The organism is Actinomycetospora sp. CA-084318 (genome assembly GCF_050955885.1).
GTDB lineage: Bacteria > Actinomycetota > Actinomycetes > Mycobacteriales > Pseudonocardiaceae > Actinomycetospora.
In genome coordinates this window covers 4,080,963-4,094,758 of sequence record NZ_CP192098.1, presented here as the reverse complement: position 1 = coordinate 4,094,758, position 13,796 = coordinate 4,080,963, and the positions used below count along the sequence as shown (strand labels likewise).

15 protein-coding genes and 1 pseudogene are annotated in these 13,796 nt (G+C 74.6%); 9 read left to right on the top strand and 7 right to left on the bottom strand.

What is annotated here, in order from left to right:
* Nucleotides 1–37: 37 nt before the first annotated feature.
* The 3 genes from ACQPYX_RS20035 to ACQPYX_RS20025 are packed head-to-tail and all read right to left on the bottom strand — an operon-like array spanning nt 38 to nt 2,017.
* The gene (locus tag ACQPYX_RS20035; RefSeq protein ID WP_433799041.1) at nt 38–718 is read right to left on the bottom strand and encodes a zf-HC2 domain-containing protein; all 681 of its coding nucleotides are present in this window, start codon (nt 716–718) and stop codon (nt 38–40) included.
* A complete protein-coding gene (locus tag ACQPYX_RS20030; protein ID WP_433799040.1) occupies nt 715–1,275 on the bottom strand; it encodes a sigma-70 family RNA polymerase sigma factor in 561 nt (186 codons plus the stop codon). The genes ACQPYX_RS20035 and ACQPYX_RS20030 overlap by 4 nt, the downstream gene beginning before the upstream one ends.
* 34 nt (nt 1,276–1,309) lie before the next feature.
* The gene (locus ACQPYX_RS20025) at nt 1,310–2,017 is read right to left on the bottom strand and encodes a DUF5134 domain-containing protein (RefSeq protein ID WP_433799039.1); all 708 of its coding nucleotides are present in this window, start codon (nt 2,015–2,017) and stop codon (nt 1,310–1,312) included.
* A 72-nt stretch (nt 2,018–2,089) separates the two neighbouring features.
* On the opposite strand from ACQPYX_RS20025, the gene ACQPYX_RS20020 reads away from it, so the two are divergent.
* On the top strand, nt 2,090–2,371 hold the full coding sequence (locus tag ACQPYX_RS20020) for a zf-HC2 domain-containing protein (RefSeq protein ID WP_433799038.1): 282 nt from the start codon (nt 2,090–2,092) through the stop codon (nt 2,369–2,371).
* Between the two features lie 162 nt (nt 2,372–2,533).
* Complete coding sequence (locus tag ACQPYX_RS20015; protein ID WP_433799037.1) at nt 2,534–3,067, top strand: hypothetical protein; 534 nt, start codon at nt 2,534–2,536, stop codon at nt 3,065–3,067.
* On the opposite strand, the gene ACQPYX_RS20010 is transcribed toward ACQPYX_RS20015, so the two are convergent.
* The gene (locus tag ACQPYX_RS20010; protein WP_433799036.1) at nt 3,068–3,406 is read right to left on the bottom strand and encodes an ArsR/SmtB family transcription factor; all 339 of its coding nucleotides are present in this window, start codon (nt 3,404–3,406) and stop codon (nt 3,068–3,070) included.
* 80 nt (nt 3,407–3,486) lie between these two features.
* Here ACQPYX_RS20010 and ACQPYX_RS20005 point away from each other — a divergent pair, with 80 nt between their 5' ends.
* The 7 genes and pseudogenes from ACQPYX_RS20005 to ACQPYX_RS19975 form a co-directional block, all read left to right on the top strand.
* On the top strand, nt 3,487–5,451 hold the full coding sequence (locus tag ACQPYX_RS20005; RefSeq protein ID WP_433799035.1) for a heavy metal translocating P-type ATPase: 1,965 nt from the start codon (nt 3,487–3,489) through the stop codon (nt 5,449–5,451).
* A 177-nt stretch (nt 5,452–5,628) separates the two neighbouring features.
* Nucleotides 5,629–6,891, top strand: a complete 1,263-nt coding sequence (locus ACQPYX_RS20000; RefSeq protein ID WP_230756948.1) for an MFS transporter — start codon at nt 5,629–5,631, stop codon at nt 6,889–6,891.
* Between the two features lie 74 nt (nt 6,892–6,965).
* Complete coding sequence (locus tag ACQPYX_RS19995; RefSeq protein WP_230756954.1) at nt 6,966–7,685, top strand: Crp/Fnr family transcriptional regulator; 720 nt, start codon at nt 6,966–6,968, stop codon at nt 7,683–7,685.
* Between the two features lie 239 nt (nt 7,686–7,924).
* Nucleotides 7,925–8,539 carry a superoxide dismutase gene (locus ACQPYX_RS19990; RefSeq protein ID WP_230756956.1) on the top strand — a complete coding sequence of 205 codons (615 nt, stop codon included), beginning with the start codon at nt 7,925–7,927 and terminating at the stop codon, nt 8,537–8,539.
* Nucleotides 8,540–8,696: 157 nt separating this feature from the next.
* Complete coding sequence (locus tag ACQPYX_RS19985; protein ID WP_433799034.1) at nt 8,697–10,286, top strand: ABC transporter substrate-binding protein; 1,590 nt, start codon at nt 8,697–8,699, stop codon at nt 10,284–10,286.
* Between the two features lie 28 nt (nt 10,287–10,314).
* The gene (locus tag ACQPYX_RS19980) at nt 10,315–11,325 is read left to right on the top strand and encodes an ABC transporter permease (protein WP_433799033.1); all 1,011 of its coding nucleotides are present in this window, start codon (nt 10,315–10,317) and stop codon (nt 11,323–11,325) included.
* Nucleotides 11,318–11,956 (top strand): annotated as a pseudogene (locus tag ACQPYX_RS19975) (ABC transporter permease); the annotation flags it as partial. The gene ACQPYX_RS19980 and the pseudogene ACQPYX_RS19975, both read left to right, overlap by 8 nt.
* Here the strand turns inward: ACQPYX_RS19975 and ACQPYX_RS19970 are convergent.
* Genes ACQPYX_RS19970 through ACQPYX_RS19960 form a run of 3 tightly spaced genes read right to left on the bottom strand, consistent with a single transcriptional unit; the run spans nt 11,896 to nt 13,795 of the window.
* The gene (locus tag ACQPYX_RS19970) at nt 11,896–12,933 is read right to left on the bottom strand and encodes a BtrH N-terminal domain-containing protein (RefSeq protein WP_433803767.1); all 1,038 of its coding nucleotides are present in this window, start codon (nt 12,931–12,933) and stop codon (nt 11,896–11,898) included. The pseudogene ACQPYX_RS19975 and the gene ACQPYX_RS19970 overlap by 61 nt on opposite strands.
* Nucleotides 12,934–12,983: 50 nt before the next feature.
* Complete coding sequence (locus ACQPYX_RS19965) at nt 12,984–13,559, bottom strand: PaaI family thioesterase (protein WP_230760754.1); 576 nt, start codon at nt 13,557–13,559, stop codon at nt 12,984–12,986.
* Nucleotides 13,560–13,600: 41 nt separating this feature from the next.
* The gene (locus ACQPYX_RS19960) at nt 13,601–13,795 is read right to left on the bottom strand and encodes a ferredoxin (protein ID WP_230760752.1); all 195 of its coding nucleotides are present in this window, start codon (nt 13,793–13,795) and stop codon (nt 13,601–13,603) included.
* Between the last annotated feature and the right edge of the window lies 1 nt (nt 13,796).

Here is a 13,796-nt window from a genome sequence, read left to right as displayed (position 1 = left end):
CAGCGCTGTTGCCAGAAATGGGCAACTGGTCGGACGGTCAGGCCGCGTGCCGCCGGCCGGCGTCCTCGGAGAGAGGCTCCCGGCCGCCCGGGGCACGCGACGGCGGCCGGCCCGCCGACGGACGTGGGGCCGGGGCGGGCTGCCGGCCCAGGTAGAGCGCCAGCGCGAACCCGACGACGACGAGGCCGTGCGCGAGGATGCGGGCCGGCTCGACCCGGCCGGCGAGCAGGTCGACGACGCTGAGCGTGCCGAGCACGAGGATGAACGCGCCGAGCACCGGCAGGAGCCCGGCCACGTGCCGGACCCACCGGGCGCCGGCGAGGAAGGCGACGCCGAGGGCGAGGTTCCACGCCGCGGACTCGTGACCCATGTGCGCCATGTCCGCGCCCAGCATCGCGGCGTCCCCGTGGCCGGTGGTCCCGGTGAGGGCGAGGACCCCGAGCACGAGCTGCACGACCCCGACGACCGCGAGGCCGACCCGCGCCGCCCGCGGCCCGACGCGGCGCCGCGGTGCGGCCGGGAGGACGAGGGCGACGAGGTCGGGACCCGGGTCGGCCGGTGCGGTGCGCACCGCGCGGGTGACGACGACGGCGCCCTCCCGCCAGGCCCGGCACCCGGGACAGGTCCCGAGGTGGTCCTCGACGGCGGCGCGCCCGTCCGCGTCGCTCTCGCCGTCGAGGTCGGCCGAGATCTCCTCGCGGCAGTCCTCGCAGGTCATGACCGGGTCTCCCGCACGTCCGCGCCCGGGGCGGCGCCGAGCGCCTCGACGAGGTCGGCCCGGGCCCGGGCGACCCGCGACCGGATCGTGCCGATCGGGCAGTCGCACACCGCGGCGGCCTCCGCGTACCCGAGTCCCACGACCTGGGTGAGGACGAAGGCCTCGCGCCGGTCGGGGTCGAGGGCGTCCACCGCGGCGCGCAGCACCACGCCCTCGGCGACGTCGCCGTACCGCGCGCGGCCCAGCGGTTCGTCGGCGTCGTGCAGTTCGGTCGGCGTGGCGGGCCGGCGGGCGGCGCGCCGCAGGTGGTCGGCCGCGACCCGGCGGGCGATCGAGAGCAGCCAGGTCCGCGCCGGGGCCTCGCCGCGGTAGCCGGGCAGGGAGCGGAACGCCCGCTCGTAGGTCTCCTGCGCGAGGTCCTGGGCGACGCCGCGGTCGGAGAGGTGGGTGAGCAGCCGCCAGACCTGCTGCTGGGTGAGCTCCACGAACCGCGCGGCGGCCGCCCGGTCGCCGTCCCGGGCGAGCTCGGCGGCCCGGGTCACGGCGGCGTCGTCCACGACCTGCACGGTAGCCGGGCGCTCTCCGACCCCCTCACATCACCAGCAGCATGAGGGCCATGCCCGCGCTCATCACGAGGTGACAGCCGGCGTCGAGGCGCGGCCCGACCGCGGCGCGCACCGTGGCACGCACCGTGGCGACCGACGGGCGGGTCGCCACCGCGACCGGCCCCGACCCGGCGTCGGACCGGGCCTGCGGCGCGCGACCGCAGCCCCCGCCGGGGACCGGACGCACCACCCGGACCGACCAGAACGCCAGGGCCGCGAGCGCGACGACGGCGAGCACCTCGGTCACCCCCGTGACCCAGGCCGGGGTGCCGGCGGCGGTCGCGTCGCCGCCGTGGTGGTGGCCACCCGAGCCGCCCGGGGAACCGCTGGACGAGCCGCCCATCAGGGCGGGCATCGCCGCGACCATCCACGCCATCGCGGCGCACATCGCCGCGTGGTAGCCCTCGACCCAGCGCTCGTGTCCGGCAGGCGGCCGCACGACCCGGCGCACGAACCAGGCCGTGAGCACCGTGAACACGACGATCTGCAGTGCGCCGTCCGGGCTCGACGGCGCGCCGGTGAGGCCCCGCGTCATCGCGAGCATCGCGAGGCTCATCAGCAGGTGTGCCAGCTCGCCCACCCGGCTGCCGTCGCGGTCACCGGTGGAGAGCAGCGCGACCAGGCGCACGAGGGCGTAGCCCGCGGTCGCGACGAACGCGACCGTGAACAGCAGGGTCAGGGCGGGGGAGAACACGACAGGAGAGTCGTCGCGCCGGTCCCGGCGGTTCCCGGGAACTCCGGCGGTCCCGACGACGACCTGACGGTCGTGGACTGCGAGCGGTGTCGTACGGCGATCTCCGCCGGCCTGGATGGCGAGGCGGGCGCGCGGGAGACGGCGCGCGCCGAGGCGCACCTCGCCGGGTGCGCGGCCTGCCGGACCTGGGCCGAGCTGGCCGCCGTGGTCACCCGTCGCGTGCGCACCGGGCCCGCCGACCCGGCGCCCGACCTGGCGGCCGCCCTGCTCGGAGGGACCTGTGACTGCGCCGCGACCTGTGGCTGCGGGTGCCGGCAGGGGCTCCGGTGCCGGTGCTCCGCACAGGTCGCCTGACATCGCACGTGTCGGTCGGACGCACGGGCGGGTAGCACCGCCGACGGGTCGAGATGTCGGCCTGCCGATGTCTTCTGTTTCGGTTCACCGAAACCAGGGTGTCCTCACTTCGAAATCCCTGTTTAGGATGACCCGCGACCACTTCCGACGGACGGAGTCCACGTGACCGAGCGCCTCACGCGGGGAGCCCACCCCGGCGCGGGATCGGGAACCTGTCTCATGGAGCAGGTCGCCCTGACGGCGGGCGAGCCGTTCTCCGACCGCCCCCGGTGCACGTCGCCGGTCCTCGCCGCGCTCGCGCAGCAGGTCAACGACCGCGTCTCCGACGCCGCCCGGAACCGCCTCCTGCCGCTGGTCCCCGCCCTGGCGGCCGCGGGCGGTCGCGACCCCCGTGTCGCGTGGGAGCTCGTCGCCGTGTGCGCCCGGGCCGCCCTCGCCGTGGCGCCCGACGACGTGCTGTCGACCCGGCTGCTCGCGCGCGCCGGCCGCGCGCAGCGCCGCTGGACCCGGGTGCGCCTCGACGGGCTCGCCGGAACCGTCGTCGGCCTCCGCGTCCTGCCGCACCTCACGGCCGCGTTCCACCGGGCCGCGGTGCTCGCCGGCCCGGCCGGCTCACCCGAGCGGGACGACCGGCTCGTCGCCCTGCTCCACGACGCCGTCGGCGTCCCGCAGCGCGAGGTTGCCGCCGTCGCCTGATCAGGGGTCGGTCCGACCCGTCGTCAGGTGCTCGACGTGGAAGACGGCCTCGTCGAGCAGCTGGGCCACGTGGTCGTCGTGCAACCGGTAGCGGATCTGCCGCCCGACACGCTCGCCGACGACGAGCCCCAGGTGCCGCAGCACCCGGAGCTGGTGCGACACCGCCGACTGCTCCATGCCCACGTCGGCGACCAGCTCGCCGACCGTGCGCGGCGCACTGCGCAGCCGCAGCAGCAGATGGACCCGGCTCGGCGTCGACAGCGCGTGCATGGTGCGGGCCACCGCGTCGACCGCGTCGTCCGACAGCGTCCCGGTGCTGCCGTCGGTCCCGTGCCCCATGGCCGGAGCCTACTCACCTCAGCGGTTGGTCAGACATGAAAGTATGAACGCTCGTTCATTCGTGTGTACCGTGCGCGGACGTGACCGCTCTCGACGTCCGTCCCGTCACGCAGCCGACCCGCCCGCCGCGCCGCGCGCTCCTGTTGCGCCTGCCCGAGGCGCGCTGGGCCGCGCTCGCCCTCGCCGCGTTCGCCGTCGGCGCTCTGCTCGTGCTCCTCGGCGCGCCGGCCTGGGTGTGGGGGCCGGTCCTCGCGCTCTGCTACGCGGCCGGGGGCTGGGAGCCCGCCCTCGAGGGACTGCGGGCGCTGCGCGAGCGCCGGCTCGACGTGGACCTGCTCATGGTCGTCGCCGCCCTCGGTGCGGCGGCGATCGGCCAGGTCGTCGACGGCGCGCTGCTCATCGTCATCTTCGCGACGTCGGGCGCGCTCGAGGCCTGGGCCACGGCCAGGACCGAGGAGTCGGTCGGCGGGCTGCTCGACCTCGCCCCCGCCCGGGCGACCCGGCTCGTCGGGGACGGGACCGGCGGCGAGGAGGAGGTGCGCGCCGAGGACCTCGCGGTCGACGACGTCGTCCTGGTCCGGCCGGGCGACGGGATCCCCGCCGACGGCGTCGTCGTCGACGGGGCCGCCGAGGTGGACCGGTCGAGCATCACGGGGGAGCCGCTGCCCGTGCCCGCCCGGGCCGGGAGCGAGGTGTACGCCGGGACGCCGGTGTCCGGCGGCGCGCTCCGGGTGCGGGTCACCCGCCCGGCGGCCGAGTCCGTCGTGGCCCGGATCGCGGAGCTCGTGGAGGAGGCCTCGCGGACGAAGGCGCACACGCAGCTGTTCATCGAGAAGGTGGAGCAGCGCTACTCGATCGGCCTCGTCGTCGCGACCCTCGCGATCTTCGCGGTCCCGCTCGCTCTCGGCGCGACCCTCGACGACGCCCTGCTCCGCGCGATGACGTTCATGATCGTCGCGTCGCCCTGCGCCCTCGTGCTGGCGACGATGCCGCCCCTGCTGGCCGCGGTGGCCAACGCGGGGCGGCGCGGCCTGCTGGTGCGCTCGGCGCAGGTGATGGAGCGCCTCGGTGCGGTCGACGCGGTGGTGCTGGACAAGACCGGGACCGTCACGGTCGGCGCCCCGAGGGTCGTCGGGCCGGTGGCCGACGACGTGCTCGCCCTCGCGGCCGCCGTCGAGGTTCGCAGCGAGCACCCGCTCGGGCGGGCCGTCGTCGCGGCGGCACGGGGCCGTGGGCTCGCCGTCGCGGAGGTCGTCGACTTCGTCGCCGAGCCCGGCGTGGGCGTGCGCGGCACGGTGGGCGGCCGGCGGATCGGGGTGGGGCGGGCCGCCCCCGACCCGCGTGAGGGGAACATCCGCCCTGCCCGGCCGCAAGAGGGGTCCCCTCACGAGGGTGGGGCGGGCGAATCCTCCCCTCACGAGCACGCCCACGACGACGCCGCGATCACGTGGGTGGACGTCACCGACCTCGACACCGGCCGCGTGCTGGGCACCCTCGGGATCGCCGACGCCCTCCGGGACGACGCCGCCGCGACCGTCGCCGACCTCACCGCCCGCACCGCCGTCCCGCCGGTCCTCGCCACCGGCGACCGGGCGCACGCCGCCGGGGTCGTGGCCGGGCGGCTCGGGGTGACCGACGTCCGGGCCGACCTGCTGCCCGAGGACAAGGTGACCGTCGTGGAGGAGCTGCGGGCCGACGGGCGCACCGTCGCGGTGGTCGGGGACGGCGTCAACGACGCCCCGGCGCTCGCCCGCGCCGACGTCGGGGTGGCGATGGGGAGCCGCGAACTGACGGTGCGGGCCGCCGACGTCGTGGTGCTCGGCGACGACCTGCGGCGCCTGCCCTGGCTGCTCGACCTGGGCCGGCGCGCCCGACGGACCGTGGTCGCGAACCTGGTCGTCGCGGGGACGATCGTCGTGGGCCTGGTGACGTGGGACCTCGTCGGGCACCTGCCGCTGGCCCTCGGGGTGGCCGGCCACGAGGGGTCGACGATCCTCGTGGCGCTGAACGGCCTGCGGCTGCTCCGGGGGCCGCGTCGTCCCTGACGTTCTTCATGAGCGGGACGCGCCGTGTCGCGTCTGTAGTCTGTGATACAGATCCCTGCCCGATTCCTCCCGATACTGCGCGTGACAGCACGCTTGACCGGGAGGGACCCGTTGACCACTTCGGACCACACGTCATCACCGAGCGCACCACCGATGCGCCGCATCGCGCTCGCGAGCATGACGGGCACCGTCATCGAGTTCTACGACTTCTTCATCTACGGCACGGCCGCCGCGCTCGTCTTCAACAAGGTGTTCTTCCCGGAGCTCGGAGCGGCCGCCGGGACGGCGCTCGCCCTCGCGACCTTCGGCGTCGCGTTCGTCGCACGGCCCTTCGGCTCGGTCCTGTTCGGTCACTACGGTGACAAGCTCGGCCGCAAGCGCACGCTGGTCACCACGCTGCTGCTCATGGGTCTCTCGACCCTCGCGATCGGCCTGCTGCCCTCGACGGGCGTCATCGGCTGGGTGGCCCCCGCGCTGCTCGTGCTGCTGCGCATCCTGCAGGGCCTCGCGGTCGGCGGCGAGTGGGCCGGCGCCACGCTGCTCACCGCCGAGAACGCCCCGGCGAAGGTCCGCGGCAAGTACGCGCTCTACCCGCAGCTCGGCCCGTCGGTCGCGTTCGCCCTCGCCAGCGCCACCTTCCTGACGACCGCGCTGACGATGTCGAACGAGGCCTTCCTCGCCTGGGGCTGGCGCATCCCGTTCATCGGCAGCGTCGTCCTCGTCGCCCTCGGCCTCTACGTGCGCCTGGCGATCACCGAGACCGCCGCGTTCGCGAAGCGCAACGAGGCCCAGGTCGCGAAGAAGCTGCCGGTGGCCGACGTGCTCACCCGCCAGCCGAAGGAGGTCCTCCTCGGGGCCGGCTCGACGATGGCCGTGTTCGCCTTCTTCTACATCGGCGTCACCTACCTGACGAGCTACGGCACCCAGCAGCTCGGCCTGCCCCGCCCGACCGTCCTGGCCATGGGCATCGTCGGCGGCCTCGTGTTCGCCGGGACCACGATCGCCGGCGCGATCCTGTCCGACCGGGTCGGCCGCCGGAAGATGGTGATCATCGGCAACGCCGTGTCGGTGGTCGGCGGTCTCATCGCGTTCCCGATCATCGACCTGGGCACCGCGGCCTCGTTCGGCCTCGGCCTCGCGATCGTGCTCGGCGTCGTCGGCATCGCCTACGGCCCGATCGGCGCCCAGCTGCCGGAGCTCTTCCCGACCCGCTACCGCTACACCGGCGCCGGGATGGCCTACAACCTGGCCGGCGTCCTGGGCGGCGGCGTCGTCCCGCTGATCGCCACCGCCCTCGTCGCGACCTACGCGTCGAGCATGGCGATCGGGTTCCTGCTCGCCGGTCTCTCGGTGATCAGCCTGGCGTGCACGCTGCTGCTGCCCGACTCGGCCGACGAGACCATCAGCGCCGAGGCCCCCGCCCCGGTCGCGGCGGCCTGAACCTGGAAAGCGGTGGTCGTGCACGACTAATCTCCGTCCCGACCCGGGATCTCCGGGTCGGGACGGAGGTGCTCGTGGCGCAGTCGCTCGCCCGCGCGGTGCCCCGGGAGACCCCCGAGCTCGCCGTGTCCCCGTTCCTGCTCGCCGAGACCGGGCCCGTCGCGGTTCGGCTCGCCGCCCTCGGCGTGCCCCGGCGCCTGCGCGCCGGCGACCTCGTCATGCGACAGGGCGAGATCTCCGGCTCGCTCTACATCGTGGCGTCGGGCCGGCTGCGGCTCTCGCTGCTGCGTCCCGATGGCGGGGAGCGCGTCCTCGGGTACGCCGAGCCCGGCGCGAGCGTGGGGGAGACCGCCTGCGTCGACCGGGCCGCCCGGGCCGCGACGGCCGTCGCCGTGATCGACTCCGAGGTGCTCGCCGTCTCCCGCGAGGTCCTCCTCGCCGCCGCGCGCACCGACCCGGAGCTGCTCCTCGAGGTCGCGCGCCGCGTCGCGCACAAGCAGCACGTGCTGCACCTGCACCTCGCCCTGGACGCGTTGTCCGCCCGCGAGCGCATGGTCCTGCTGCTCACCCACCTCGCCGACGCCCACGGCGAGCCCGGCCCCGACGGCCTCGTCCGCCTGCGTCTGCAGCTCGGCGTCGACGACCTCGCGGCCATCGTCGGGCTCACCCGCGTCACCGCGTCGCGCGAGCTCTCCCGCCTGGTCGCCGAGGGCGTGCTGCTCAAGCAGCGGCGCTCGTTCGTCGTGCGCGACCGCCCGGCGCTGCGGCGGCTCACCGCCGCCGTCGCGGTGTAGGGGTCGCTCCGCGAGGTCCACACCGGGCGGCTCGATGGGCCTGCCGGTCTGCCTGGTGTGCGTCTCGCGAGCCGGTCGTTTGCCGACCGTCGCCCGCCGGGCTCCCCATCGGACGATCGCGCCCCCCGCGGAGCCGCCGCCGTCGGTGAGGTTTCGACGCCACCGGTTCGGGGTTGCCTGCATCTGTCAGCTGCAGCAAGATCGCAACAAGACTCGATCACCGAGGAGACGTGCGAGCGATGGCGGAGTACTCCCTGCCCGACCTGCCCTACGACTACGGCGCTCTCGAGCCCCACATCTCGGGCAAGATCATGGAGCTGCACCACGACAAGCACCACAACACCTACGTCACCGGTCTGAACACCGCGATCGACGCCCTCGCCGAGGCCCGCGAGAAGGACACGATCGGCACGACGGCGCTGCTGTGGGAGAAGAACCTCGCCTTCAACTACGGCGGGCACATCAACCACACCGTCTTCTGGCAGAACCTCTCCCCGGACGGCGGCGACAAGCCCACCGGTGAGCTCGCGTCGGCGATCGACCGCGACTTCGGCTCCTTCGAGCTGTTCCAGAAGCACTTCACGTCGGTCGCGACGACGATCCAGGGCTCCGGCTGGTCGATCCTCGGGTTCGACACGCTCGCCCAGAAGCTGCGCATCTTCCAGCTCTACGACCAGCAGGCGAACGTGCCGCTCGGGATCATCCCCGTGGTCATGCTCGACATGTGGGAGCACGCCTTCTACCTGGACTACCTCAACGTGAAGCCGGACTACGTGAAGGCCTGGTGGAACGTCGTGAACTGGGCCGACGCCGCCAAGCGCTTCGAGTCGGCGCAGGGCACCCAGCTCGTCTGACCCCCTGACCCGCGGTGGTCGTTCCGACCAACTCGATCCACCGCGCCGGCGACGGCCCCCGTGGGACTCCCGCGGGGGCCGTCGTGCATCTAGCGCAGCTCGCATGCAGAAGCTAGATCTTGTTCCTGCCACGAAGTGGTGATTACTGTCCCGCCCCGTGATCGCCGCCCGTTTCGTCCCGGTCGTCCTCGCGGCCGCGCTGGCCCTGCTGGTCGGCGCCTGCGCCGCGCCGACGTCCGGCCCCGCCGCCGATCCCACCAGCATGGTGCTGGCCGACGGCTACGAGCCCGACGACCTCAACCCGCTGATGGGCTACGGCGAGGAGGGCGCGTCGAAGATCTACGACGGGCTGACCGCGCTGGACGCGCAGCGGCAGCCGCAGCCCGCGCTGGCCGCGGGCGCGCCCGTCGCCGCCCCGGACGGCCTGTCGTGGACCGTGCCGCTGCGCCAGGGCGTGACGTTCCACGACGGCACCGCGTTCGACGCCGCCGACGTCGTGGCCACGTACCGGGCCGTGCTCGACCCGGCCAAGGCCGCCACCGTCGCCTCCGGTCTCTCGATGGTGCGCGACGTGGTCGCCGTCGACCCCGGCACCGTCCGGTTCGACCTCGTCCGGCCGTTCCTGCTCTTCCCGGGTCGGCTCACGCTGCCGATCGTCCCGTCGGAGGCGGTGGCCGCCCCCGGCCCGGCGTCGGACATGCCGCTGGGCACGAAGCCGGTCGGCACCGGCCCGTACCGCATGGTCGAGTGGCGGCAGGGCTCGTCGATGGTGCTCGAGGCGAACCCGGCGTACTTCGGGGGCGCACCCGCCGTCCGGAGGATCACCGTCGTCTTCGCGACCGACGACAACACCCGCGCGCAGCGGGTGGCCGCCGGGGAGTTCGACGGGACCGTCCTGCCGCCCGCCCTCGCGAAGGGCATCGCCGGTCAGGCGCAGGGCATGGTGCTGCGGGAGCACGACAGCGCGGACTACCGCACGATCACGATGCCGTTCGGCAACCCGGTCACGGCCGACCCGGCGATCCGGCAGGCCCTCAACCGCGCGGTCAACCGCCAGGGGATGATCGACGCGCTGCTCGCCGGCCAGGGCCGGCCCGCCAGCACCCCGATCCCGGAGGTGCTGCCCGAGGAGGTCGAGCCGAGCGCGCAGTTCGCGTTCGACCCGGCGCAGGCGAACGCGATCCTCGACGCCGCCGGCTGGGTGCGCGGTCCGGACGGCGTCCGGGCCAGGAACGGCCTGCCGGCGCGCTTCACCCTGATGTACGGCGCGAACGACACCGTGCGCCGCGACCTCGCGCAGGCCTTCGCCTCGGACGCGCGGGCGATCGGCGTCGACGTCCGGCTCGAGGGCCTCGGCTGGGACGCGATCGACCCGCGGATGGGCACCGACGCGGTGGTCCTCGGCGGCGGCAACCCCTTCGACACCGCCTTCAAGTCCTGGCAGCTGCTCTCGTCCGCCAACGCGGCCGACGGCTACAACAACCCGGGCTCGTACCGGAACGCGGCGGTCGACCAGGCCCTGGACGCGGCCCTCGCCGCCCCGGACCGCGCGACGCGGGCCGCCGAGCTCCGTCGCTTCCAGCAGGCCTACGCCGCCGACCCGGGCATGGTCTTCCTGACCTTCCTCGGCCACAGCTACCTCACCCGCGACCGCTTCGACGGCTACCAGCCCGTCGTCGAGCCGCACACCCACGGCACGACGTGGGGCCCGTGGTGGAACGTCGAGCGCTGGACGCCGCGCACGTGAGGGAGACGCAGCGGAGCGGAGCTCGACCATGAACCCGGCAGTCCTGCCGACGCCCGCCCGCCGCCGGGGCCGCGAGATCGGCATCCTGGTCGCCTGGCGCCTCGGGGTCGCCGTCCCGGTGGTCGCGGTGGTGGCCACCGGGGTGTTCCTGCTCGCCGCGTGGTCGCCGTTCGACCCGATCTACCAGTACTTCGGCGCGGGCGTGTTCTCCGCGAGCGACGCCACGATCGCGAACGCCCGCGAGCAGCTGGGGCTGAACGACTCGGTGTGGAGCCAGCTGGGCCGGTGGGCGGGCGGTCTGTTCGCCGGCGACCTCGGCCGGAGCCTGTCGTTCCGGCAGCCGGTGTCCACCGTGATCGCCCAGCGCCTGCCGTGGACGTTGCTGCTGGTGACGCTGGGCCTCGTCGTCGCCGTCGTGCTCTCCCTGGTCGCCGGGGTGATCGCGGCGTGGCGGCAGGGCGGCTGGGTCGACCGGGCGGTCACCGCGGTCGGCCACACCCTCGAGGGGCTGCCGCCGTTCGTCCTCGCGCTGGGGGCGATCGCGGTGTTCGCGGTCGCCTGGCCGGTGCTGCCCGTCGCCGGGCTGACCGACGCCGGAGCCGCACCGACCGTCGACCAGGTCGCCCGGCACGTGGTGCTGCCCGCCGTCGTGCTCGGGATCTCGCAGATGCCGTGGCTGGTGCTGCACGTGCGGTCGTCGCTGCTCGGCGCGCTCGACGAGGACCACGTGACCGGGGCGCGGGCCCGCGGGATGCCGGAACGGACCGTGGTGCTCCGCCACGCCCTGCCGACCGCCCTGCTGCCCTTCGTGACGGTGCTCGGCAACCGGCTCCCCGAGGTCGTCACCGGCGCCGTGCTCGTCGAGACCGTGTTCTCCTGGCCCGGCATCGCGGCCGCGGTCGTCACCGCGGCGCTCTCGGTCGACTTCCCGCTGCTCGCGGCCCTGACCCTGCTCACCACCGCCGCCGTGCTGCTCGGCGCCCTGCTCGCCGACGTCGTGGTGCTGCTGCTCGACCCGAGGGTGACCGCGGATGGCTGAGCTGACGACGACCCCGGCCCCGCCCGTCGTCGGGGACGCGTGGCGCCCGGCCGGGCGGCGGCGGCCGGGGACGCTGCGCGCGCGGGCCTCGTGGACGGGACGGGGACGCCTCGTCGCCGGGCTGGCCGGCCTCGCCGTCCTCGTGCTCGGCGCCGTGCTGATCCCGTGGCTCGGCGGTCTGGACCAGGGCGCGGTGGACTACACCGCGGTCCGGCAGCCACCCTCGCTCGCCCACCCGTTCGGCACCGACGCCGTCGGCCGGGACCTCTTCCTGCGCTCGTTCGCCGGGCTCGGGGTGTCGCTGACCGTCGCGGCCTCGTGCGCGGTGATCTCCACCGTGATCGGCACGCTCTACGGCGCCCTGTCGGGCCTGCTCGGCGGGTGGCCGGACCGGATCCTGATGCGTGCCGTCGACGGCGTGAACGCGGTGCCGCACCTGCTGCTCGGCATCGTCATCGTGGCGCTCTACCGCGGCAGCGTCCTCGCGGTCGTCGCCTCGATCGGGCTGACCCACTGGACGACGGTGGCCCGCGTGGTGCGCTCGGAGGTGCTCTCGCTGCGCGGCCGGCCCTACATCGACGCCGCGATCAGCGGGGGCGCGTCCCGACGACGGGTTCTCGGGCGCCACCTGCTCCCGGCGGTGGTGCCGCCGGCCGTGCTCTCCAGCGTGCTGATCCTGCCGCACGCGGTGTCGCCGGCGCGGGCGGCGAGCGCTGACCAGCTACCGGCGAGCTCGTCGTAGATCGTGGCGGCGGGGCGGGCGCGCTCGTCGAGGTCGGTGAGTTCGGCGAGGAACTGTGCTTGGAGGCGGCGGAACAGGCCGCCGCCGGTTCCGGCTTTCTCGATGAACACGGCGAGGGTGATCAGGGCGGTGTGCAGGTCCTGCTCGGATGTCTCCGCGGTGCGGGCGAGGACGTCGGGCCAGGCCTCGAGGTCGGCGAGGAAGGTGGCGACGCCGTCGAGTCCGTGGCCGGCGGCGTGCGCGCCGGGGGTCGTGACGGTGTCGTCGTCGGCGGGGGTGGTCATGGACTGTGCGGCCTGCGCGCAGGCGCTCGCGGCCGCGACGCGCTGGTCGGGCAGGGAGTCGGGGAAGCGCATCGGGTAGCAGGTGTGTCGGGTCGGGGTGGGGAAGCCGGTGGAGCTGCGGGCGGCAGCCAGGGCCGCGGCGGGGATGATCTGCGGTTCGGCGCGGTCGTTGTCGATCACGCGGACCTGGTGGCCGTCGGGTTCGTAGCCGGTGACGACGATGTCGTGGCGGCTCATCTGCATGCGGACCCGCAGGTAGGGCAGCTCGCTCATGTCCGCCCAGCACAGCAGGGGTCGGCCGGCGTCGAGTTCGCGATGCAGCCAGGCGCGGCCCTCGTCGGGGTCGTCGGTGTCCTGGGCGGCCCCGGCGATGCCCAGGCGCGCAGTCAGGGACTCGGTGAGCCCGCTGCCGCGGCCGACGAGGTAGAACGGGGAGCCGAGTCCTGGTCCCCGCAGGTAGCTGAAGCTCAGGGAGCCGCCGAGCCCGAAGACGGTGCCTTCGCTGAGTGGTTCGCCGCTCCAGGAAAGACCGGCCCACTCGAGCAGGTCGCGCAGCGCCCCGGAGCCGCAGTGCCCGGCCATGCGGTGCGGGTAGCCCTCGACCCCGATCCAGCTGTGCGCGTCCGTCGTCGTCATGGAGGGGGCTGACCTTTCACGGGGTCGGGTTCGTTGCTGTCCGCAGCCGGTGCGGGCGAGGCGTTGGCGAAGACGTGGGTGATCGACTCGGGGGAGCCGTAGCGCTGGAAGTGGGCGAGCGGGACGACGATGAACACGGCGCGGGCCTCGAAGCAGAGCCGGTCGCTGGGGTCGGTGCCGGTGGCGTGCATGTGCAGGCGTCGGCCGTCGCGGCGCTCGAGTCGGGCCCGGATGCGGTAGGTGGTGCCGAGGACGGCGGGGGAGTGGTAGTCGACCTGCAGGGAGCCGGTGACGGCCGGCTCGCCGACCACGTAGAGCAGGAACCCGAACAGGTCGTCGCAGGCGGTCGCGACCGCCCCGCCGTGCGCGAGCCCGGGTGCGCCGACGTGCCGGTCGGCGAAGGCGACGTCGCAGTAGACGGCGTCGTCCTCACGGAAGACGCGCATGGCGATCCCGGCCGGGTTGCCGGGGCCGCAGCCCAGGCATTGGTCGCTGTGCGGGGTCAACTCCCGGGCCCCCGCCGCCGGCGGCGATCCGTGGTCGGGATCGGTCTCGGTCGCTGAGCGCGCCATGCCCGGCCTCCGTCGAGGTGTGCTCGTGGTTCGCGGTTCGGTCATCCCAGCAGAGTCAGCGCGGCGGTGGGACACACCGCCGCGGCCGACTTGATCTGCTCGCGGTGCTCCTCGCCGGGGTGGTCGGTCTGGACGTGCACCACGCCGTCGCTGCCGACTTCGAAGACGTCCTCGGCCTCCAGCTCGCAGAGTCCGTGCCCGGTGCAGCGGTTGTAGTCGACCCGAACTTCGAGCATC

Bases quoted from the DNA above. Each gene is read 5' to 3' on its own strand.
- ACQPYX_RS19960 (WP_230760752.1), bottom strand. From the start codon at position 13,795: ATGCTCGAAGTTCGGGTCGACTACAACCGCTGCACCGGGCACGGACTC.
- ACQPYX_RS20010 (WP_433799036.1), bottom strand. From the start codon at position 3,406: ATGGGGCACGGGACCGACGGCAGCACCGGGACGCTGTCGGACGACGCG.
- ACQPYX_RS20035 (WP_433799041.1), bottom strand. From the start codon at position 718: ATGACCTGCGAGGACTGCCGCGAGGAGATCTCGGCCGACCTCGACGGC.
- ACQPYX_RS19990 (WP_230756956.1), top strand. From the start codon at position 7,925: ATGGCGGAGTACTCCCTGCCCGACCTGCCCTACGACTACGGCGCTCTC.
- ACQPYX_RS19965 (WP_230760754.1), bottom strand. From the start codon at position 13,559: ATGGCGCGCTCAGCGACCGAGACCGATCCCGACCACGGATCGCCGCCG.
- ACQPYX_RS19970 (WP_433803767.1), bottom strand. From the start codon at position 12,933: ATGGCCGGGCACTGCGGCTCCGGGGCGCTGCGCGACCTGCTCGAGTGG.
- ACQPYX_RS19980 (WP_433799033.1), top strand. From the start codon at position 10,315: ATGAACCCGGCAGTCCTGCCGACGCCCGCCCGCCGCCGGGGCCGCGAG.
- ACQPYX_RS20000 (WP_230756948.1), top strand. From the start codon at position 5,629: ATGACGGGCACCGTCATCGAGTTCTACGACTTCTTCATCTACGGCACG.